The organism is Algoriphagus alkaliphilus, assembly GCF_900103735.1.
In the GTDB taxonomy this organism is placed as follows: Bacteria; Bacteroidota; Bacteroidia; order Cytophagales; family Cyclobacteriaceae; genus Algoriphagus; species Algoriphagus alkaliphilus.
Genome location: NZ_FMXE01000003.1, coordinates 218911 through 239153 on the forward strand (window position 1 = coordinate 218911; position 20243 = coordinate 239153).

At 42.2% G+C, this 20243-nt stretch carries 14 protein-coding genes; 6 read left to right on the top strand and 8 right to left on the bottom strand.

All coding sequences use genetic code 11. The annotated features are described in order from the left end of the window. Positions 1-60 precede the first annotated feature (60 nt). Together BLQ81_RS02435 and BLQ81_RS02440 are read right to left on the bottom strand one after the other, a co-directional pair. Positions 61-420, bottom strand: coding sequence for a diacylglycerol kinase (locus BLQ81_RS02435; protein ID WP_092728366.1), 360 nt, complete (start codon positions 418-420; stop codon positions 61-63). A gap of 236 nt (positions 421-656) precedes the next feature. Then, positions 657-848, bottom strand: coding sequence for a hypothetical protein (locus BLQ81_RS02440; protein WP_092728367.1), 192 nt, complete (start codon positions 846-848; stop codon positions 657-659). A 386-nt stretch (positions 849-1234) separates the two neighbouring features. Here BLQ81_RS02440 and BLQ81_RS02450 point away from each other — a divergent pair, with 386 nt between their 5' ends. Then, positions 1235-3991 carry a carboxypeptidase-like regulatory domain-containing protein gene (locus BLQ81_RS02450; protein ID WP_092728369.1) on the top strand — a complete coding sequence of 919 codons (2757 nt, stop codon included), beginning with the start codon at positions 1235-1237 and terminating at the stop codon, positions 3989-3991. Between the two features lie 185 nt (positions 3992-4176). After that, complete coding sequence (locus BLQ81_RS02455) at positions 4177-6942, top strand: carboxypeptidase-like regulatory domain-containing protein (RefSeq protein WP_092728370.1); 2766 nt, start codon at positions 4177-4179, stop codon at positions 6940-6942. Positions 6943-7147: 205 nt separating this feature from the next. Here BLQ81_RS02455 and BLQ81_RS02460 read toward each other — a convergent pair whose 3' ends face one another. From BLQ81_RS02460 to BLQ81_RS02485, 6 genes are all read right to left on the bottom strand, one after another. Next, positions 7148-7663, bottom strand: coding sequence for a hypothetical protein (locus tag BLQ81_RS02460; RefSeq protein ID WP_092728371.1), 516 nt, complete (start codon positions 7661-7663; stop codon positions 7148-7150). 385 nt (positions 7664-8048) lie between these two features. Continuing rightward, a complete protein-coding gene (locus BLQ81_RS02465; protein ID WP_092728372.1) occupies positions 8049-8390 on the bottom strand; it encodes a nucleotidyltransferase domain-containing protein in 342 nt (113 codons plus the stop codon). A 228-nt stretch (positions 8391-8618) separates the two neighbouring features. Beyond that, on the bottom strand, positions 8619-10712 hold the full coding sequence (locus tag BLQ81_RS02470) for a M28 family peptidase (protein ID WP_092728373.1): 2094 nt from the start codon (positions 10710-10712) through the stop codon (positions 8619-8621). A gap of 150 nt (positions 10713-10862) precedes the next feature. Next, on the bottom strand, positions 10863-12164 hold the full coding sequence (locus BLQ81_RS02475) for an amidohydrolase family protein (protein WP_092728374.1): 1302 nt from the start codon (positions 12162-12164) through the stop codon (positions 10863-10865). A 24-nt stretch (positions 12165-12188) separates the two neighbouring features. Then, positions 12189-13577, bottom strand: coding sequence for an amidohydrolase family protein (locus tag BLQ81_RS02480; RefSeq protein WP_092728375.1), 1389 nt, complete (start codon positions 13575-13577; stop codon positions 12189-12191). 114 nt (positions 13578-13691) lie between these two features. Next, positions 13692-15386, bottom strand: a complete 1695-nt coding sequence (locus BLQ81_RS02485; RefSeq protein ID WP_092728376.1) for an amidohydrolase family protein — start codon at positions 15384-15386, stop codon at positions 13692-13694. Between the two features lie 226 nt (positions 15387-15612). Here BLQ81_RS02485 and BLQ81_RS02490 point away from each other — a divergent pair, with 226 nt between their 5' ends. Genes BLQ81_RS02490 through BLQ81_RS02505 form a run of 4 tightly spaced genes read left to right on the top strand, consistent with a single transcriptional unit; the run spans position 15613 to position 20238 of the window. Beyond that, on the top strand, positions 15613-15972 hold the full coding sequence (locus tag BLQ81_RS02490; RefSeq protein WP_092728398.1) for a response regulator transcription factor: 360 nt from the start codon (positions 15613-15615) through the stop codon (positions 15970-15972). Positions 15973-15978: 6 nt separating this feature from the next. Next, on the top strand, positions 15979-17556 hold the full coding sequence (locus BLQ81_RS02495) for a HEAT repeat domain-containing protein (RefSeq protein ID WP_092728377.1): 1578 nt from the start codon (positions 15979-15981) through the stop codon (positions 17554-17556). Beyond that, a complete protein-coding gene (locus BLQ81_RS02500) occupies positions 17549-19009 on the top strand; it encodes a glycosyltransferase family 2 protein (protein ID WP_092728378.1) in 1461 nt (486 codons plus the stop codon). Before BLQ81_RS02495 ends, BLQ81_RS02500 begins: the two co-directional genes overlap by 8 nt. Continuing rightward, a complete protein-coding gene (locus tag BLQ81_RS02505; protein ID WP_092728379.1) occupies positions 19009-20238 on the top strand; it encodes a YaiO family outer membrane beta-barrel protein in 1230 nt (409 codons plus the stop codon). Before BLQ81_RS02500 ends, BLQ81_RS02505 begins: the two co-directional genes overlap by 1 nt. Positions 20239-20243: the final 5 nt, after the last annotated feature.

Below are 20243 nucleotides of genomic sequence, written 5' to 3' on the forward strand. Positions count from 1 at the left end.
GAGTTTTCAAAGAAAAATCCTTTCAAATTTCTCTTTTTGAAAAAGATCTTATGTCAAAATCTACATCAAATAAGGTGAATAAATAAGTACAGCGACCGCAAATGCAGTCAAAGCAGCAAATGTCACCGCTCCGGAAGCAATATCTTTGATAAATCCTATTTTCTCATGGTGTTCAGGATGGATGAAATCACAGACTTTTTCCACGGCAGTATTTAAGCTTTCAATCGAAAGGACTAATCCAATAGCCAAGATTTGAAGGGCCCATTCTACTCTGTCGATATCCAAATAAAAGCCCAATCCCACAAAAATCAGTGCAATTACGCTTTGGGTAATAATAGCATTTTCGGTGGCAAGCAAAAGGAATAAGCCCTTGACGGCATACCTGATACTTTTGATTCGGCCGATAATAAATCCTGACATAGGCAGAGGGGTTGAATTTGGCTGGGAAATTAGGGAAAAATGAATTCACTCTCGTTTTTGAAACCCTTCTACTTTGCCTTGGGGTAATGATGAATTGCAGTTCTTTAAAATTGACTCAGGAAATTGGCTTTATGTCTAGCTGGCTTTCAGGCCAGACAGCTCGGCATTTGCCGCTGTCATTTTACTGTTCACCGCGTAGAACTTTCCTGCTACCGCTTCAGGGGATTTCTTGGGCCCTATTTTACCCCTGCCAAGCGGAAGGGAAGCATAAAGATATTCCTGACCAAATCAAAACTTAAATCCACCGCAAAACCCAACAAACGAAACGGAAGCAAAAGCAACCAAACAAAGGGATAAAGAATCAGTGCGGCGATGGCGATAGGCCAACAAATAATAAAGAGGATAAGCCAAAGAAGAAAGGTCAGCATGGTCAAATTGGTTTACTAGCATTACTCAAAATACATTCCAAGGATAAAAATCCATGTTTAGGATAAACAGAATGGGTTTTCTTAAAATGAATGCACTAAAACCGGACAGTTTTGTTCGGACGGTTTTTTACCGCAAAGTGCAACAATGGAAACCGAATCCTTGTAATCCTTTTGAAAAGAGTGCCAAAGAAACAGCCTTTAGAAGCCAGGCATGCAATGACGGGAAATGTGGCGAATCTTTCATCAGAGCACTGTAGGTGCGATCCATTGGTATCCTATCTTCAAGGATTTAGTATTTATTTTCTCTCAATTAATCTAAAAAAGCTCAGACTATCATCTATTTAGTTTACTTTAAGTATTCAAGTAGCCCAAAATTACAGTCCTACATGCGCCAATTCTTTTTCATTTGGTTTTTTCTTCTCTCTGGACTAAGTTTTTCCCAAACCATCACCGGTACCGTCAAGGAAAAAGGATCAGGACTCCCACTTCCTTTTGCAAATGTTTTTATCAACAATACCACTCAGGGTGTGGCAACAGATGCGGAAGGAAAATTTAGACTTTCCGGTAATTTTTCAAATGAGATCGAATTGGTTGCCTCTTTTGTAGGCTATGTGACCGAAGTGAAAACAGTTTCTTTTCGGGGAAAAAATGAGGTTCAAATCGAATTCCAACTCGCCTTCAATGAATCCAATCTTTCTGAAGTTGAACTTAAAGCAAAGCGAGATAAATCCTGGGAGCGGGAATTGCGACGTTTTGAAGAAGCATTTTTGGCATTGCCGGACGATCCTTATAAAGCAGATATTGAGATTCTCAATCCATGGGTTTTGGACTTTGGAAAAGTCAAAGCCAACAAAGGCCCAAATTACCTACAAGCCACAACTCAAGAACCTCTTAAGATCAAAAACAAGGCACTGGGATACGATATAACCTATTATCTCCAGGATTTCCGGGTGATGCGTAACGGTACCCGGTTTTTTGGACAAGTTTTTTATGAACCCATCAAAACTGTAAATCCCCAAGAATCTGAACAGTGGATTAATGCAAGGGAAAACGACTACCATAGTTCTCTTCGCCATCTTAATCAATCCATACTTCTCAATAGCAGGGATTCGATTCATTTCAGTATCTATCAAGTTTTGCCTGAAAAGATGGATCGTAGGCGAACCAACGATTTTTATGAAGAATTGAATAAATCCATCGTCTCAGTTACTAAAGACTCGATATTAAGAAGACCAATGGGAGATGGGACTTATCGAGTCTTTTTACCTGGAAGGATGGAAATCCACCATTTGGATAAGCCTTGGAGGAATGATTATTACACCAATGTATATCATGCCATCAGTTGGATCGAAGCACCGGAGAGGTATTACGACATAGACCTTAGGGGTACTTTGATCAATCCAACCCAATTAGTACTATCCGGATATTTGAGCAGGCAACGGGTTGCCCGAACTTTACCGTTGGATTTTGAGCCAAATAAAAATTTCATTGTAGAAAATCTTCAGACTGAAGTTATCACAAGTCCTGCCTTGAAATTAAACAGGCTTCGGGAGAAGGCTTGGCTGACAACTAATAAACCGTATTTCTATCCCGGTGAAACTGCTTGGATTGGTGGTCAGATGCTGTATCAAGATCAGACTTTGGCCGATTCACTTAGCAGGGTGCTGTACGTGGACTTGATCAATTCCAAAGCTGAAATCATTCAATCGGCCACATTTCCGATTGAACAGGGGAAAATTTCCGGTGGAATGAGTTTATCGGCGGAATTGGCTCCGGAGGATTATGCGCTGAGGGGGTATACCCATTGGAATCAGAATTTTGGACAGAAAGACCAGTTTATTACTCCAATCATAATAATGAATCCAGGTTTTCAACCTAAAGTTGAATCTACCGATTCAGAGCCCTTATTCGGCGGGGTTTCCATGATTCCTGAGTTTTCGATTAGTGATTCATTGAGTTATCGGGTGATGGATTTGAAGTTGGATTTCTTGGATGAGTTTCAAAATCCAATTGATACCGAATTCATTTTATCCTTGGTAGATGGAGAAGCAGTAGTGGAAGTTGATTCCTTGAGTTCTTTGGAAAAGGCAATGGACTGGTTGGATGAGCCGCTTGAGGATGACTTTAATTCGGAGCTTTCCAGCTCGATCGAATATGGAATATCGATTCGGGGAAAGTTTATTCCAAGCAATAAGCGGCAACCCCTGATAAATCCAATCACTGTGGTGCGCGGAGATTTGGAAGATTATGGTCAGGTGATGACAGATTCTTCCGGGAATTTTTGGGCGACAGGATTGTATTTTCAGGATACTTCCATGATTGCGATTGCTGCAATGGATGAGAAGCGGAGGCCTTTTGGGTCTGTGGAGATTTTCCCGAGAAAAGCACCTTTAGTTTCTCGGACTATCCCAAGTTATGCTTATACTACAGAACTAATAAAAGAGGAAGACAGGCTGTTAGATGTATCTGGAGATTATATTCTCTTGGAGGAATTTGTGAAAGAAGAGGTCAAAGTTCGGGAGACGATGGCTGAGCGGAATTATGGGTATGGTCCGCCTTCTCGAGAAATGGGTCAGGAAAGATTGGAAAAAATGGCGACTTGGGAGCAAGTATTTCAATCTATGGGTTTGTTTAGCAATTATAACTTTGGCGAAAAAACCGGTCCCCCAATGGTTATTTTAGATGGGCAAAAGTTTCCTTTTATACACCCAAGTGAGATTTTAGAAGGTCTAGTGCCTTCAGAGTTAGAGTCAGTCAAAGTGTACTCTGATCCCATAAGTTTAGCAATTTTTGGTATGCTAGGCTATGGAGGTGTGATTATGATCGAGACCAAAAAGGGCTTTAGAACCGGACCTGATTCCGATAGAAAATTCAATTCCGAAGGCTTTCAGATCTTCGATATTGCAGGTTTTACCGAATATCAGGAGTTTCCCAAAAACCCTCCCTCAGACCAATACCTAAAGAAAAAGCCCACTATCTATTGGGAACCTAATGGTCAAACTAAGGATGGGATTTATCAAGCCAAAGTGAAAGTGCCTTATGGTGTCAAATTGATTCGAATAAAAGTTGAAGGGAGAACACAGGATGGGGAAGTGGTTTACCATTCCTCGACTTTGGATTTAGAAAAACCGATATTGAGATGAATGATTATCCGCTAATTTGGCAGTAGTGCTGTAATGGAGGTTTAAAAAGCGGATAATCGACAACAGACAACGGACGACACTAGTCCGCCGTGGTGGAGTCCACAGCTGATAGAATTTAGCTTCAGACCCTTTTTCATTTGGTTTGTGGCAAGAAAGGAGTAATCATATAGAAATAGTCAAAACTTATGAGAGGAATTGTCCTGCTTTTTATTTTCATTTTTCATTTTTCAGCCCAATCGCAGACCATCACCGGAACTGTTTTGGAAAAAGGCTCGGGACTTCCACTTCCCTATGCGAATGTCTTTGTCAACAATACCACCATAGGTGCAGCGACAGATATAGACGGCAAATTCATCATCAGCGGAACTATTCCCGATCAGTTTGAGCTGGTCGCTTCATTTGTGGGATACAGTACAGTCAGCGTGACGATTAACCGGAAAGGGAAGCTGTCGATTGTTCAAAATTTTGAGTTGGAACTGCTGGAAGATAAGCTTACAGAAATTGAACTGAAGGCAAAGCGGGACAAATCCTGGGAACGAAATCTCAATAAATTTAAGGAGGTTTTTCTGGCTGTACCTGACGATCCCTATGGAAAAGACATCGAAATTTTAAATCCATGGGTATTGGATTTTTCGACGGTGAAACCGGACAAGGGTTTCAACTATACCCAAGCCACTGCACAAATGCCCTTGCAGTTAGTCAACAATGCTTTGGGTTATCAGATTGATTTCTATTTACAGGATTTCAGAATGCTTCGCAATGCTTCACGATTTTTTGGACAGGCGTTTTACAAGAATCTTGCTTTGGAAGATTCACTGGTAGAATCGAAATGGAAGGAGGGAAAGGAACTGAATTATCAAAATTCCGTGAGACATTTGGCGCTTTCGCTTTTGCTAAAAAATTCAGGTTCTCAGGGCTTTGAATTTTACCTGGCAAATGCCGGTGTTCCAAAAGAGAACCGAACAAATGATTTTTACTACGAGCTGAAAAAATCCATTATTCCGGTCAATCTGGAACTCATCTATACCAAACCGCTGGGCAATGGGGTTTATCGGATTTTTCTTCCGGAGAGAATGGAGGTCCATCATTTGAAAAAGCCCTGGCCCAATGATTACTATACCAATATTTATCATGCGATTTCTTGGATTTGGGCGCCTTCGGGCTATTTTGATGTAGATCGAAATGGGACTTTGCTTCATCCGACTCAGTTGGTCCTTTCAGGATTTATAGGCAGGCAGCGAATGGCTCGCTCACTTCCTCTGGATTTTGTACCGGACAAAAGCTTTGATGGATTATTGGAGGATTTGGAAGTCTTTCAAAACCGATACATCACGCTTAACAACCTTCGAGAAACTCCATGGATCAGTTTAAATAAATCATTTTACTACCCCGGCGAGAGTCTTTGGCTGGGTGGTGAAATGCTCTATCAAAACGCCACCAAGCAGGATACTCTCAGCAGGGTGGTCTATGTGGATGTTCTGAATGACCAATTGAAGGTAGTTCACCAAGAGGCCTATCCCATTGTAAACGGTAAAATAGCAGGTGGTCTGACGCTATCTGATGCGCTAAAAAAGGGAGATTACCTACTTCGTGCTTATACCCGCTGGGGCCTCAACTATGGTGAACGAGATATTTTTCAACTCCCTTTTCCTATCCTTAATCCCAATGAAATCATCGAACATCGGGAAGAAACCGAGGAAGAACTGTTCGGAGATATAGCGGTAGTATATGATCATTCGATTTCAGATTCTGTTTTTTATAGGGTTTTGGATTTGGTACTGAATTTTCAGGATACGGATGAAAATTCGGTAGATGCCAATTTTTTGATCACAGCTTTGGAAGAATCAGTTGCTGTAGAACTAGACCCAAAATTTCGATTGGAAAACCGTTTGGATTGGTTGGACAGGGCCTTGCCAGTGGGTTTCGATAGTAGATTACCATTTGATATTGAATATGGGATCTCTGTCGAGGGGAAGTTTACTCCGGATAAGAAACGGGCTAGCTTATCTACTGTGATCACCGTTGTAAGGGATGATTTGGAAGATTTTGGTCAGGTAAAATCAGATTCTTCGGGGAGATTTTGGGCTTCGGGGCTTCAGTTTTTGGACACTGCCCATATCGCTATCGCCGCTGTCGATGAAAAAAGGAGACCTTATGGTAAGGTGGAATTGCTACCGTTCAACTCACCTTTGTTCAAAGGTTACTTTCCCAAGGCGAGGTACCAATTGAAGGAGATTTCCAAAGAATCTGAGTCGCTGTTTGATCTTGCCGGGGATTTCATTCTTTTGGAGGAATTTGTGAAAGAGGAGGTCAAAGAAAAGGAAACGATGGCTCAGCGAAACTATAGCTATGGGAACCCCAATCAGGAGATCGGTCCAAGTGATTTGGAAACCAAAACCATGGCTGAAATTTTGGGCCTTCTGAGATTTAATATAGCCTCCTTGAAATTCAGAAACTATACCTATGGAGATTCAACCGGATCACCGCTATTGATCATAGATGGGGTTTCAATGGCATTTATGGAAAAGGATGCTTTCAGGGAAATGCTCTTGGGTTTCGAACCTTCACAATTGCACTCAATTAAAGTCTATAATGACAACATCAGTAATGTCATATTTGGGATGGCAGGCTATTCCGGAGTGATTATGATCGAAACCAAAAAAGGCGCTAGAACTGGCCCGAATTCAGACCGAAAGTTTAATTCTGAAGGCTTCCAGATTTTTACGGTAAAGGGATTTTCAAGCTTTTCTGAATTTCCCAAAGATCCTCCCTCAGACCAGTACCTGAAGAAAAAACCGACCATCTTTTGGGATCCGGATGCTCAAACTTCAGATGGGATTTATAGGACGAAAGTAAAAGTGCCTTATGGAGTAAATAAGCTCAGAATAAGGGTTGAGGGAATGACTTTGGATGGAGAGGCTTTTTACAAGATTTTAAAAATCGAGATATGAATAAATAGATATAGGGCTGTCTGAGATTTAGATTTAAAATCAAACTTTAAGTATATCTGCAATCTTATCAGTAGCTTAAATTATAGCATAGAAAATTCTAGGAAATACTTGATTTTGGACTCATCGGATATCTGTGATCCAACATCCGATCCCTAACCAATCGAAAATTCGCTTACTAGTGGAAAAGTGGATAATAATATAAACTTTATTCAGAATCTTGATTTTGTCTTGACTTTTCTTCCTCAAGTTCATTTTGGACATCAATAAGTTCCCGCATAAGTTTCCGCTCCCTTTCTATGCTATTTCTTTTATGCCGTTCAAAATCCTCTTCAATTTGTTCCAAGCGATCGATGTGGGTTTTAACTCCAATTTTTTGACTAAGGAGCTTTATAGTGATCACCACTCCATAAATAATTAACAGTCCAAGGCTAAGAGCCAATATCGGGATGGTGAAATCTGAAGGGTTTTTTGGGTTTGTGTCTGGTTTAGCGTCCTGAATGTTTGCGGAAATTAGGACTTGTTGAATCGAATCAACTTTAGCGTTGTATTTTTTCTGTTCTCGAATAATCAACTCCTCATTTTGCTTTAAAGAATCGATCCAGATTTTTCTAAGCCTGTCCCAATCGGCTTCTTTTACTACCAGATATCCCGGTGAATTAGTGGCACGCCGGAAAATTGTGTCGGAAGCTTCAATGGAATATTCTTTTGATGAAAAACTCACTTGTTCCGACTGCGCTGGGGAACAAAGAAATAATAAGATTAGCGTTGACAGCCGGAAAGTGTCGGCAACAGTAGTAGAATTTAGCACGGATTCTATTTATTTAAGGGTGAAAATCACTACTAAAGAACGATAAAATATTGTTAAAAAAAATTAAGTTACTATTAAGAATATGTAATGAAAGAATTGAAGGTCAATTCATTAACCTATACAGCGTGAAGCTGAAAGGAAAACTCATCCAGACTGAGACCTTAAAATTATGGTAGCCCAGAATTGTCAAGCACAGCGGAAATTTATTGAGTTAAAATTAGGATTGAGGTATTAAAGCCTTGCATATACGGTAAGGAAAAACGGGCTAGGCTTTTGGGAAATGAATCATTCCACAAAGCTAAATTAAACGTCTGTAGACCCTTTTCCCGAGGCGTTCAATATGTTCCAAAAGAGATTCATTCTGGATTTGATGTAGAATCGACACGTCAAAAAAGTAAGGTTGATAGCTGTCGTCCAAGTCATTCCAAAAGGAGAGTTGGTCTGCCAGTTTGAGATCCTTTCCCACCAAAACCAAATCCACATCACTAACAGGCCGATAGGTTCCTTTTGCCCTTGAACTGTAAATAATTACTTCTTCAATAGCCGGAATTTTTTGTGCAAAGCTTCGGATTTCCTCCAATTGTTCATCCTTCAATCCCAATTCGGATGCGGTAATTTCTTGTAGGGTGGAGGACTTCATAGTATTTCTTCCAAATCAGACCTTGCCGTTCCAACTCATTTAAATCAGGAGTGTTAACTGCCTTTTCCAATTGGTAGAATGCTTTTTTGAAATTTTGAAATCGTTGCTTCCAACGAATATCCTTGTTTTCCATGTGTTTAATTTAAGCACATCTCTTTGAATGAAAAAACCGCCGAGTGGAAACTCGGCGGTTTAGAATTTTCAAATACAGATTACTGCCTTTTTCACCTACAGCAACTTACTCAGCTTGTCAATCTTTTTACTCAAGTTCAAAATTGCCCTGGCGTATCGCGTGTCCCATTCTTCCAGTCGTGCGGTATTTTTGATTGCCACCTCATATTGGATGCCGGGTAAAATCCAGGAGGCATAGCCTGAAAAAGGATCATTGCACACATAAAGCGACTTGTACCATTCGCCATAATACATTCCTTTGGGATCAATCCAACTTTTCTCCAAACTGATCAGCCCGGTATTGACCTTTTGGAGCTTTTTGGCAGAAACCTTTCCGGATACAAGTGCTCCATTCAATGCGCTTTGATAAGCTGTCGAACTTGCTTCCAGTTTCGCTAAAGCTGTATTGACCTGATCAAATTCAGCGAAATTGGCATCAATAGTTTTTACATTTTTCACGGCTTGCTCAAAGTGACCTTTTAGATCTTTTGCGTAGCGCGGCACATCATAAGGGATCACGGCTGCGTTTGCCTGCCTGATTGCTACCAAACCAAACAGTTGGGCAACTGCTCCACCCATCTTGAAGCTTGGATCCGAAAACTTGGAGTAATAATGGAAGTTGTCATAGTTGGAATGGTAGGCTGTAGGTCCACCAGAGCCTCCGCTTAAAGAAGGAATACCGACATGCATGTAGAATGCAATATGGTCAGAACCGCCCCCAAGATTACCGATACCGGGTTCGGGGTTTTTACCGGCCCAGATTTCAAATACTGTTTTGGCAGAATCCGGATACATGACTTCTTTGGAGGCGTCAATGATCAATTTTTTAAGGGTAGGAGCGGCAGAGGCACCGAAATTTCTACCTGAAACTCCCGCGTCAAAGTTCATGTAGGAAATGGCTTTGGCACCGAGTTCATTCTTGAGATGCTCCACCCATTCAGTGGAACCGATCACGCCTTGCTCTTCCGCATCCCAATGACCGATTAGGATTGACCTGGCAGGCTTTTGACCGTTTTTATACAATTCGCCCAAGGCTTCTGCAAAAGTCAGGAGCATGGCTGTACCTGAATTGGGATCTGTGGCACCAAAGCTCCAGGCATCGTAGTGGCTTCCCAGAATGATCCATTCATCCGGAAATTCACTTCCCTTGAACGTTCCGACGACATTGTTTGCGCGGATAAAGTCAGGCTTTTGATCGACCATTACACGGACCTTCAGCTCTTCTCCGCCTGTGATTCGGTACTTAAATGGTAGGCCGCCCTGCCAGGATTCAGGAACTTCAGAACCAGTCATTCTACTCAGGATTTCTTTGGCAGCACCATATCCGATAGGAGTCACAGGAATGGTGTGGAAAGCGACATCCTTTGGATCCAGACGTTTCACTTTCTCAGGGCCATCCAAGGGAAGAGCGGGGACATTGGGTGTCAATGGATCTCCGGTGTAGTCCAAGGTCAACATTGAGCCACGCTGGATGGTGGTTTCATTGAAAAACGGCCCTTTGGGATAAACCTCTCCGCGGGTAAATCCACCGTCCTTAGGATCGGTGTAGACTACAAGCCCGATCATGCCGTATTGCTCAGCGTATTTGGCTTTGTATCCCCGGAAGTTGCCGCCATAGCGCGCGATGGCTACTTTTCCTTCGAGCGGCACACCCATTTCTTCCAGTTTCTGAAAATCTTCCCGAGTTCCATAATTCACATAGACCACTTCTGCAGTGACATCCCCACTTCCGGAGAAAGCATTGAAGCCCAAATGAAGTCTTGGATCCTTTGAAAATGGATCTTCCTCAATTTCTCCTTCTTTTTGGGAGAGGGTCATCTGAACCGGTGAAATTAGCTGCAATTCTGATTTGCCGGGATGGTTAGGCAGATAGACATCGTAAGGCCAGACTTTCACAGCCATGCCCGCTTCTCCCATGATTTTGACCAGATAGTCTTTGACCAATTCATTTTCAGGTGTTCCTGCGATGTGCGGGTTTTTGGTCAGTTCGGCCAAATGAATTTTGAATCGATCATAATCGACCGCCTTGAGATAGTCGGATTCAAATTTCTTTTGATTTGCCAATTGGCTGGACAGAAATCCATCCTGCTGGGCAAAAGCACTCAAGGATAGGAGGGAGGCGGCTGTTAAGGTGAGTAAGGTTTGTTTCATGGTGTGGATTGAAATATTACAAAATTGAAAGATTGAAAAATTGGGTTTTGAATCAAAATCAGGAAATGGAATTTTCCAATTTTGGAATTTTCCAATTTTTCAATAAAAACTAAAAAGGCCATAGAATAAGTTTCCATGGCCTTTGTGAGTTTAATTAGCTTTCAAGCCAGGTGATCGCTCAAGAAATTCCTGATACAATCGAATATGTCTGTTTGACATCGGAATCATGTATCCGTCAATAAAGACGTGCAAAATCTGGGACTTGGTCTCCAAGGGATCTCCGGTGGATATTATCAAGTTTGCCCGCTTTCCGGCTTCCACAGATCCGTATTGGTCAGCGATACCAAAGATTTCGGCTGGATTGATCGTAATCGCCCTCAGGGCGTCTTCCTTTCCCAGTCCATAGGCAGCAGCAAATGCCGCATGAAAAGGCAGATTTCTTACGTTTTCTTCTTCATCTGTACGCAGTGCAACTTTTACCCCAGCTTTAGCCATTTTGCCTGCATTGGCATAAGGTGTGTCATAGCGGTCAGACTGTCGTGTAGGAAGATCCTGTACAGGTCCTGTGATGACAGGTATTCCGGCTTTTGCGATCTCATCCGCCACTCTCCATCCTTCGGCAACACCGGAGAAAATCACCTTGATGTTTTTACCTTCCACCCACTTGATGGCATTTTGAATGTCGGAGGCTGCATCCACTACAATCAACAATGGAAGTTCTCCTGAAACTGCTTTTGCCAATTGATCCATTTCAGGATAGAACTGCAACTCAGCACCTGATTTTTTCAGCTCCAAGTACTTACTTGCATTTCCCCAGATTTCATTGGCTTCTTTTAATGCTTTTTCGGAATCCTTCTGCACATCTTCATCTGATCTGCGGTCAAATCTACCACGACGTCCTGAGCTTGGGAAGTTCATCACCACAGCTTTGAAACCACCATACATTTGATCCGGCGTATAACCATTGAGGTTTATCAGTGCTGCTGTTCCCGGGAAAAGCCCGCCTGTCGGGACAGTAAGTACAGTTGTTACTCCGGAAACCCGGGTGACTCCAATGGCTTCTGAGTTTGGATTTACTGTTGTCAGTGCCTGCATATTTGGAGTTACATTGCCCAATTCTGCATAATCAACAGTTTCTGGTATGGAGCTTATTTCCACCAGACCGAGACGGGTTCCGCTGTCTATCATTCCGGGGTATATAAACTTCCCGGTGCAGTCAATTACTTCAGCACCGGCAGTACTGATATTGGTTCCCACTTGGGCTATTTTTCCGTTCTCGACCAAAACAGAAGTATTGGTCAAGGTTCCTTTGGTGACAGTCACCACGGTGGCATTTTGCAGGAGGAACTTTCCTGTGCGAGGTTTTACAAATTCCCCGTCGATCTGAGCCATGGCAGCCACTGGAAGCAGGGCTAGCATTGAGGCACAAAGGGTTTTTGAAATTCTGTTCATGATATGTCTGAATTTTCGGGGTGATTAATGTTTTTCTTCAATGAAAGCTCCCTGAAATGCTTCAAAGTATGCATCCACATCCTGTAGACACTGATGATTTTCATGGGTATGCAGGAAAATCGGTTCTACCATTTCGGTAGCACTTACAAATTGGCGCTGATCATCAGGATCTGCTTTGATGTCAAAATATTTGACTCCATCCACAAAAGTCATCTGCGGAACAGTGTAAGACGATAGCGGATGCCCTTCGAAAATCACCAAATCTGCCTGCTTGCCCACTTCGATCGAACCTACTTTGTCGTCAATTCCCAATTGCTTGGCGGGATTGATCGTGATCATGGCCAAAGCCTCCTCATCTGTCAATCCACCATAGCGCTGTGTTTTGGCAGCTTCGTGGTATAAGTGACGAATCAGCTCAGCTGAGTCAGAATTTATGGAAGTGATCGCTCCATTTCGCTGAAGGATGGCTGCGTTGAATGCAGTGGAATAATAGACTTCCATTTTGTAAGCCCACCAATCTGCAAATACTGAAGCACCCATGGTGTATTGGGCGATTTCCGGTGCGACTTTGAAGCCCTCATTCGTATGCTGAAATACCAGTTTAGTGATTGCAAAATCTTTTGCTACGTTGATCAGCATGTAGATTTCGTCGGCACGGTAGGAGTGGCAATGAATGATGATTTTTCCGTCCAGGATGTCAGCCAAAGTTTGAAGACGCTCATTATAGACAGGAGGCGTTTTGGTATTGCCTTTTTGACCTTTGGCGGTATTGTAAGTTTCCCATCCTTTTTTGTATTGAATGGCCTCATTGAATCCGTTTCTCAAAACAGCTTCAACACCCATTCGGGTTCTTGGCTGAATTCCGTTTCCACGTCCGTGAACTCGGGTGGGGTTTTCACCCAAAGCAAACTTGATTGTACGTGGTGCATCCTGCATGATGATATCGGAGGGATCTTTTGCCCCCCAACGATGCTTGAGTGTCGCATTTTGTCCGCCGACCACATTTGCCGAACCGTGCATGGCATGGGAGATTGTCACTCCACCGGCAAGGGCGCGGTAAATTCCTATTTCAAAGGGATTGACCACATCTTTCATCCTAACCTCGGAAGTGATCGGGGAGGAGGCTTCATTGACCACATCCAAGGCGACATGGGAGTGTGCATCGATAATTCCGGGCATAAGGTATTTTCCGCTGGCATCGATAGTTTCTACTCCTGCAGGTGCGGAGAGATTCTTGCCTACCTGACGAATGATTCCATTTTGAACCAGCACGTCTGTGTTTTCCAGATTTCCTTTGGTGACTGTGAGTACAGTGGCATTTTTGATTAAAACGTTGCCTTTTTGGGTTTGGGCATTGGAATAATTTAAGCCCAGTCCCAATAAAGCAGCAAGTATTAAATTGAGCTTTTTCATCTGTTTATAATTGTTTTTCAAAGGCCACATGCCCGCCTGTATTCGGACAGGGAATCTCGCTTGAATCATAATCTCTCCTGTGGGTGTCGATTGCGTCGTGCTCGATTTCATAATTTAAAGAGTAAGGCTAGGTGTGGTGAGTTTTGCAGTCAGAGGGAATGATCCAAATTGGCCAACACTCATGGTTCCGTCCATGGCATTTCCCGTGATTTCTCCTGTGATGTCCACGGTAAGAGACATGCCGCCGGCATTGACATCAAACTGAAATGTGAGCTTCTTACCACTGACTGAAACATTTTTGATTGGGGCAGTAACTTTGCCATTGCCTGATGGATCGGCATAGGTGATCGTTCCGGTGTATTTAACTCCGTTTTTAGCAATAATCAACTCACCTCCAGATGAGCCTGCAGGAGTTTGAGATGTATAGTCCCACTGTCCTGCGATAGCAGCCGGTTCATTTTCAGTTTTACCGTCTCCATTTACAGATTTTTTCTTCACTTCATAGTCGAAAATATACCCGTCTACTACGACATGCTTGATTTGAGACTCTTCCTTAAAAATTGAATCAGTGCTGATGACAAAATTTGCCATCTTCCCTTTTTCTATCGTTCCAGCCATTTTACCGATTCCGAGGATAGTTGCAGGATTGGTAGTCAAAGCCGCCAAAGCAGTTTTTTCGGTCAGACCATTTTTGATCATTGTCCTTAGGGCTTTCATAGCATCACCGGGCTTGGCATCAAGGGTGGAAAATCCAAAAGGAACACCGGCTTTTTCCAAAAGTGATGCCTGCTTCAATGCTTTATCGTAGGCTTCTTTCACCCTTGCATATTGTGCTTTGGTAGCTGTGGTAACACTGTCTGATTTTTGATTTTTTATGGCTTTATCATCCGGTACCTGAAGTTTGATTAGGACTGCTGTACCAGAGCTCTTGATCAGGTCGATAACAGTTTCATAGTTGTCCAAACCTGCCAGTACCAGTTTAAAGCCAAATTCCCTTTGCAAGGCAATAGCTCTTCTGGCTTCCAAATCTGTTTCGGCTTTGAAAATTACCGGAATTTGTCCCTGAACCACTGCAGCCATTGCAGTATGAGTAGGGGTCATTTCAGGTCTTTTTACACCGGATGTGGAGGCAAATAGCCTGGAATGATCCAATGCGAGGGTGGTATTATGATACACATCGCGAAACTTGGCTATTACACCGGCTGCCGTCGCTGGATACATTCCTCTTGCTCCTGAAAAATTGGCGGCCAGCGCTGTATTTTCCTGAATTACATTGACAGAACCAGAATTCCCTAAAATCATGATTGCTGCTTTTCCAGGGATCATTCCCCCATCTGGAAGCACTTGAGAAATCGTGAAACCTGCCTTTCTCCAATCATCGACCTGATTTCCGGTGATTGAAAATTGATCTGTAGCCGATCTCCAAGGGGTAATGCCAGCAATTTCGTCGGGTGGATTGGAGGATACAAAATCCTTTGGTCTTTCCGGGTCCTTGGGTTTGGTAATTCCTGCAGAGCTTGCTCCGTCAATGAATCCAGGATAAATAAATAAAGAATCTCCTGCGATGCGCTGTGCTTCTTTTGGAAGGGATAGGTTGGGACCCATTCCGATAATTACTCCCTCACGGAACAGAATGGTAGCCTTGGTACCCGGCTGTCCGGGACTTGCAAAAATTGTAGCGTTCGTTATCGCGTAGGTATTGGTAATTCTCCGCTTTCCTGTTGGGTCACTTTGGGACCAAGCAGCATGCGAAAGAAAACCCGATATCAGCAAACCGGCGAATCCTGCTTTCAGAAATTGTCTTTTCATTCGTTTGATGGTTATTCTTCAACAAGCAAGCTAACAAAAGCAATTTCAGCTTCTAGGAGGAATTATTTTTCGAAACTTTTTTTTTGATTAATGGTCTTAAGCCGATCATGAAATGCGATAAAGTGCCTGTTATTTACATCTCAGTGTCAATCTTCTTATTTGAGTGGTTTAAATGAATTGGATATTATTCTTTGATGCTATATTTAAGCTAGGATCACCCCCACACATGAAAAAAATTCTAATAATCGAGGACGACTTGCTTATTTCCAGTTTGGTGCAGTTTAGGCTTAAAAAGGACGGCTATGAAACCCATTTAGTCTGTGACGGCAATGAAGGTATCAAAGCAATTGACGAACTTAAGCCTGACCTGATCATCACTGATGTAATGATGCCTTTTAGAAGTGGAATTGAAATCATTCATTATGCCAAGCAAACCCAACCCGATATACCTATTATAGTTTTGAGTTCTCTTGGTGAAGAGGAACAAGTGGTTTTAGAGGCATTCAACCTTGGAGTTGCTGATTTCATACCCAAGCCATTTAATCCCAATGAATTGGCTATCCGTGTCAAACGTGTTCTTAAATAGGATCCAATGAAGAGAAAAGTACGCTGGATTGCCATAGGATTATTTTCATTGATCACCGGATTAACTCGTGCTCAGGAAAACTTGATTCCGGAGGATTCTATTGGATTTCGTGATTTTTTGATCTTGCAAAATGAAATCCCCGGAGTCAGTTACAGGTTTCAAATTAAGGAGAAGCTAATTTCGGATAGGCTCCTGACAGACAGTCTTTATTTATTTTCCAAAACTGACTCGGGTTTTTTATCCAAGCTTTTTTCGGACTTTGGTCAGATCAGGCAAATAGAAATGTCTCTGCTCAATGATAGCCTTCAATACAAACTGCACTATTTGGTATTTTCTGAAGTATCAAGTGTTGCTGCCACGAGGGAATACTTATCAAATCGGATACAAAGCGGAGATCTTTTAGTCCAGTTTGAGGATGTTGCTCCGTCTGATGATTTGGTTTCTCTGGCATCCTACGTGCCATATTTACCCATGCAGCGGTTTAAGTTGAGGTTTATTTCTGATTATAAGCTTTTTATAGTCACTGGGGTTATCTCCTTTTTTCTGATAATTGCAACTTCTATGATTGTGGCTATGATCTTTATGAAAGCCAAAATAAATAAGGTGGAAAAGCTCCGCAAGGATTATGATCGGCTAATTATTGACCCCTTAACTTCCTTATTGTTTGAAAAAGAGAAGGAAGAAATAGAGCTAATGAAGTTCGACGATATTTATCAGTATTTTCCTGAAGAGATGCTGGCGAAGCCGCTGTATAAGGATGTCCTGATAGATCGGATCATCGGTTTAAATAAAAAAATGAAAGGAGATTTTAAAGAAAAGCTGAAGGCTATTTTTAAAAAACTAAGCTTAGATAAGATTTCTTTGATTTCACTCAGCAGCTCCGAATGGGATAAGGTAGCAATGGGTTTGGTACAAATTAATGAAATGGATTTGGTTGAAGCTTTGCCAAAGGTAAAAGTCCACGCCAATTCCTCAAATTTTCATATCAGATCACAGGCTGTTGCCACCTTACTTAATTTGTCTGAAAAAGTGGATCTGACATTTTTAAGGGATCAAACCTTCCCGCTGTCGCTTTGGCAGCAGATGAATTACCTTCGGATTATCAGATTTGTAAGGCATCAAAAAGATCTCAAACTCCAAATTTTGTTTGATTCCAAAAATCCAAGCATTCGCATTTTTGGATATAAATTGGTCAGTGTGTTGGGGAGGGTGGACCTGATTGAGCATCTGGCAGCCCGATCTGGCGAGGTTTCTGACGAAGAGAAAATCGAAATTTTGGAAGTCTATTCCACCTTGGGAGCCCACATGGAGGTGGGTTTTATCAATGATTGCCTGAAGTCTGAAAATGCAGAATTGTCAATGGCTGCGGCCAAAGCTGCCGGATCAATCGGGGATTCAGTTTCAGCAGATATTTTGGTCGGATTGATTGCAGTTGAGACAGATTTCAGAAGAAAACATGGCTTTTTGAAAAGTCTCTATGACTTGGATAGAGACCGCTTTGAACTAGCTACATCCACAAATCCTGAAACAGAAACGATAGAAATCAGAAAACACATTTTAGACCCAATGTTGCAGCATGTATAGCTTTTTGTTTTTTCTCATTTTGGAGATTTTGGGCTTGATATTCTTGATCCTTAGTTTCTCCGTCATTTTGATTTATTTGATTTTGATGATCCTGAGTGCTCTGGAAATGCGGGATTACCTTCGTAAAAACAGATTTGCTGATTATGGGGATATCATCACCTCACCGATTGCACCCGGCGTGTCCATTCTGGCTCCGGCCTATAATGAAGGCCAAAATATCGTTCAAAATGCGCAAAGCCTACTTTCTCTTCATTATGGAAAGTTTGAGGTCATCCTGATAAACGATGGCTCAAAAGATGATACACTGGAAAAACTCATTCATTTTTTTGAACTGGAGAAGACCAATTATGCCTATAACCCTGAGATTGAAACCAAGCCAGTCAGGGGTGTTTACCGCTCCAAAAACATGTCTTTCCGTCGACTCACTGTCATTGATAAGGAAAATGGGGGGAAAGCTGATGCTTTAAATACAGGAATTAATATTGCCGAACTGGAAATTTTAGCCTGTATCGATGTGGATTGTATTCTTTCGAGCGACTCCATTTCCAGAATGGTCCGTCCGTTCATGGAGGAGACCAACCGAAAAGTAATCGCAGTAGGAGGAGTGATCGGCATAGCAAATAATTGCGATGTGCAGGATGGGACTGTGACGACCTATCGAATTCCCGAGTCACTACTTGGAAGATTTCAGGTAATCGAATATTTCCGTGCCTTTTTGATGGGGCGGATGGCATGGTCCCGCATCAACGGACTGATGCTGATTTCGGGTGCTTTTGGATTTTTCCGTAAGGATTTGGTTAGAAAAGTGGGGGGATATTTTCCAAAGACGGTAGGGGAAGACATGGAATTAATTGTCCGCATGCGAAGGTATATGGAAGAACAAAAGATACCACATAAAGTCGGCTTTGTACCTGATCCATTATGTTGGACAGAAGTTCCTGAAAGTGAGGAGATACTATCCAAACAGCGGAACCGATGGATGAGAGGAACCATAGAGACACTTCAACTTCATCAGGTGCTAAGACTCAATCCGAAATATGGTATTCTGGGAATGATTTCCTACCCTTTTTGGTCGATTTTCGAAAAGTCCGCACCTATTCTCGAATCTGTTGGGGTACTTTATACGCTAGTTTTGCTGGTGACGGGAGATTTTAGTGCAGTCTATTTTTTCGCCTTATTAGTGATGATGTATTTATTGTCATTGCTGGTCTCATCTTTCAGTGTACTATATGAGCAGATTGCTTTCAACAATTACAAGGATAAGAAGGATTTGAGAAAATTAATTTGGATGATCATTATTGAGCCTTTTGTAATACACCCGAAAATCGTCCTATGGGGACTTCAGGGTCATTTTGATTTCATTAAGGGTAAAGGGGGATGGGGATCTATGATCCGAACCGGCTTCAAAAAGGCAGAGGATAAGAAAAATTTAACTCCACAATCTACGAGCTGATGAAAAAATTATTTATCGCTGTATTTTCTCTGCTTGTTTTGACCCACTCCTTGATGGCCCAAGATTCATTTGATCCTGACGAACTATTACTTCAAGCAAGAGAGTTGATTTTTTCGAAAAAGTATATTGAAGGAAGAAAAATTGCCTTTCGAGCTTTGGATAAGTATCCAAACTACGCCGATATTTTGATTTTGGTAGGAAGAAGTTATGCTTGGGAAGGGAAAAATGACTCAGCCAATATTTATCTGGAACGTGCAATAGTGGCCTCTCCAACTTATTCTGACGGGTATGTCGCTTACTTGGATAATTTATTTTGGTCAGAAAATTACAACAAAGCGGATGAGATTCTTGGCCGGGCAAAATCCAGTTTTGGAACTTCAATTCCGGATGAAATCACCTACCGGGAATCCCGCCTATTTTACTATCGTGAGCTATATAAGGAGGCTTTTGAATTAGTTAATCCCCTCTTTAAAAAGGGCTTCAAAACTGAGGGGATGCTGGGCTACATGAAAAACCTCGAGCGCTTCAGAAAGGTAAATGCTGTGGGAGCTACCTATGATTACGATACATTTGAGGGAGCCATTGAACCTTGGCATACTTGGTCGTTCTACGGAAGGACCCGTACAAAATTGACCGGAGCCCTGATCGCCCGTGTAACTCAGTCAGCCAGATTCGATAATTTTGGGACTTTGGTAGAATTGGACGCGTATCCTTCCATCGGGAAAAACGGGTACGCCTATTTTAATGTCGGGGGTTCGGGAGCATCCTTTTTTCCAAAATTCAGATTTGGTGGTTCTTATTTCCATAATTTGGAAAAAGGATGGGAGCTAGAAGGTGGATATCGATATCTCGGCTTTTCGGCTGTCACCCATATAATTACCGGTTCTGTTGGTAAATACACCGGAAACTGGTGGTTAAATCTGAGATTAAATGTGGTTCCTGATCCAACGTTAGGGGCGAGTACCTCCACACAATTTACGGCTCGATATTATTTCAAGACGGCTGAAGATTTCTTCAGCATTCAGCTCGGTACAGGGGTATCACCGGACGAAGAAACACGGGACCAATCCCAATTGCTCAATTCCTACCGAGCAAGAATTGGCTATCAACAGCTGATTTCTCCAAAGTTTATGATTTATGGATTCACTGGATACAGTCGCGATGAATTGAGTGCAGACAATATTAGAAATAACCTTAATTTATCCCTCGGATTCGAGTACCGATTCTAGGCAGA

What these genes read in the sequence shown, in the direction of transcription:
- BLQ81_RS02470 (WP_092728373.1), bottom strand. Translation starts at nt 10,712, where the DNA reads ATGAAACAAACCTTACTCACCTTAACAGCCGCCTCCCTCCTATCCTTG.
- BLQ81_RS02455 (WP_092728370.1), top strand. Translation starts at nt 4,177, where the DNA reads ATGAGAGGAATTGTCCTGCTTTTTATTTTCATTTTTCATTTTTCAGCC.
- BLQ81_RS02435 (WP_092728366.1), bottom strand. Translation starts at nt 420, where the DNA reads ATGTCAGGATTTATTATCGGCCGAATCAAAAGTATCAGGTATGCCGTC.
- BLQ81_RS02495 (WP_092728377.1), top strand. Translation starts at nt 15,979, where the DNA reads ATGAAGAGAAAAGTACGCTGGATTGCCATAGGATTATTTTCATTGATC.
- BLQ81_RS02450 (WP_092728369.1), top strand. Translation starts at nt 1,235, where the DNA reads ATGCGCCAATTCTTTTTCATTTGGTTTTTTCTTCTCTCTGGACTAAGT.
- BLQ81_RS02500 (WP_092728378.1), top strand. Translation starts at nt 17,549, where the DNA reads ATGTATAGCTTTTTGTTTTTTCTCATTTTGGAGATTTTGGGCTTGATA.
- BLQ81_RS02490 (WP_092728398.1), top strand. Translation starts at nt 15,613, where the DNA reads ATGAAAAAAATTCTAATAATCGAGGACGACTTGCTTATTTCCAGTTTG.
- BLQ81_RS02480 (WP_092728375.1), bottom strand. Translation starts at nt 13,577, where the DNA reads ATGAAAAAGCTCAATTTAATACTTGCTGCTTTATTGGGACTGGGCTTA.
- BLQ81_RS02475 (WP_092728374.1), bottom strand. Translation starts at nt 12,164, where the DNA reads ATGAACAGAATTTCAAAAACCCTTTGTGCCTCAATGCTAGCCCTGCTT.
- BLQ81_RS02465 (WP_092728372.1), bottom strand. Translation starts at nt 8,390, where the DNA reads ATGAAGTCCTCCACCCTACAAGAAATTACCGCATCCGAATTGGGATTG.
- BLQ81_RS02440 (WP_092728367.1), bottom strand. Translation starts at nt 848, where the DNA reads ATGCTGACCTTTCTTCTTTGGCTTATCCTCTTTATTATTTGTTGGCCT.
- BLQ81_RS02485 (WP_092728376.1), bottom strand. Translation starts at nt 15,386, where the DNA reads ATGAAAAGACAATTTCTGAAAGCAGGATTCGCCGGTTTGCTGATATCG.
- BLQ81_RS02505 (WP_092728379.1), top strand. Translation starts at nt 19,009, where the DNA reads ATGAAAAAATTATTTATCGCTGTATTTTCTCTGCTTGTTTTGACCCAC.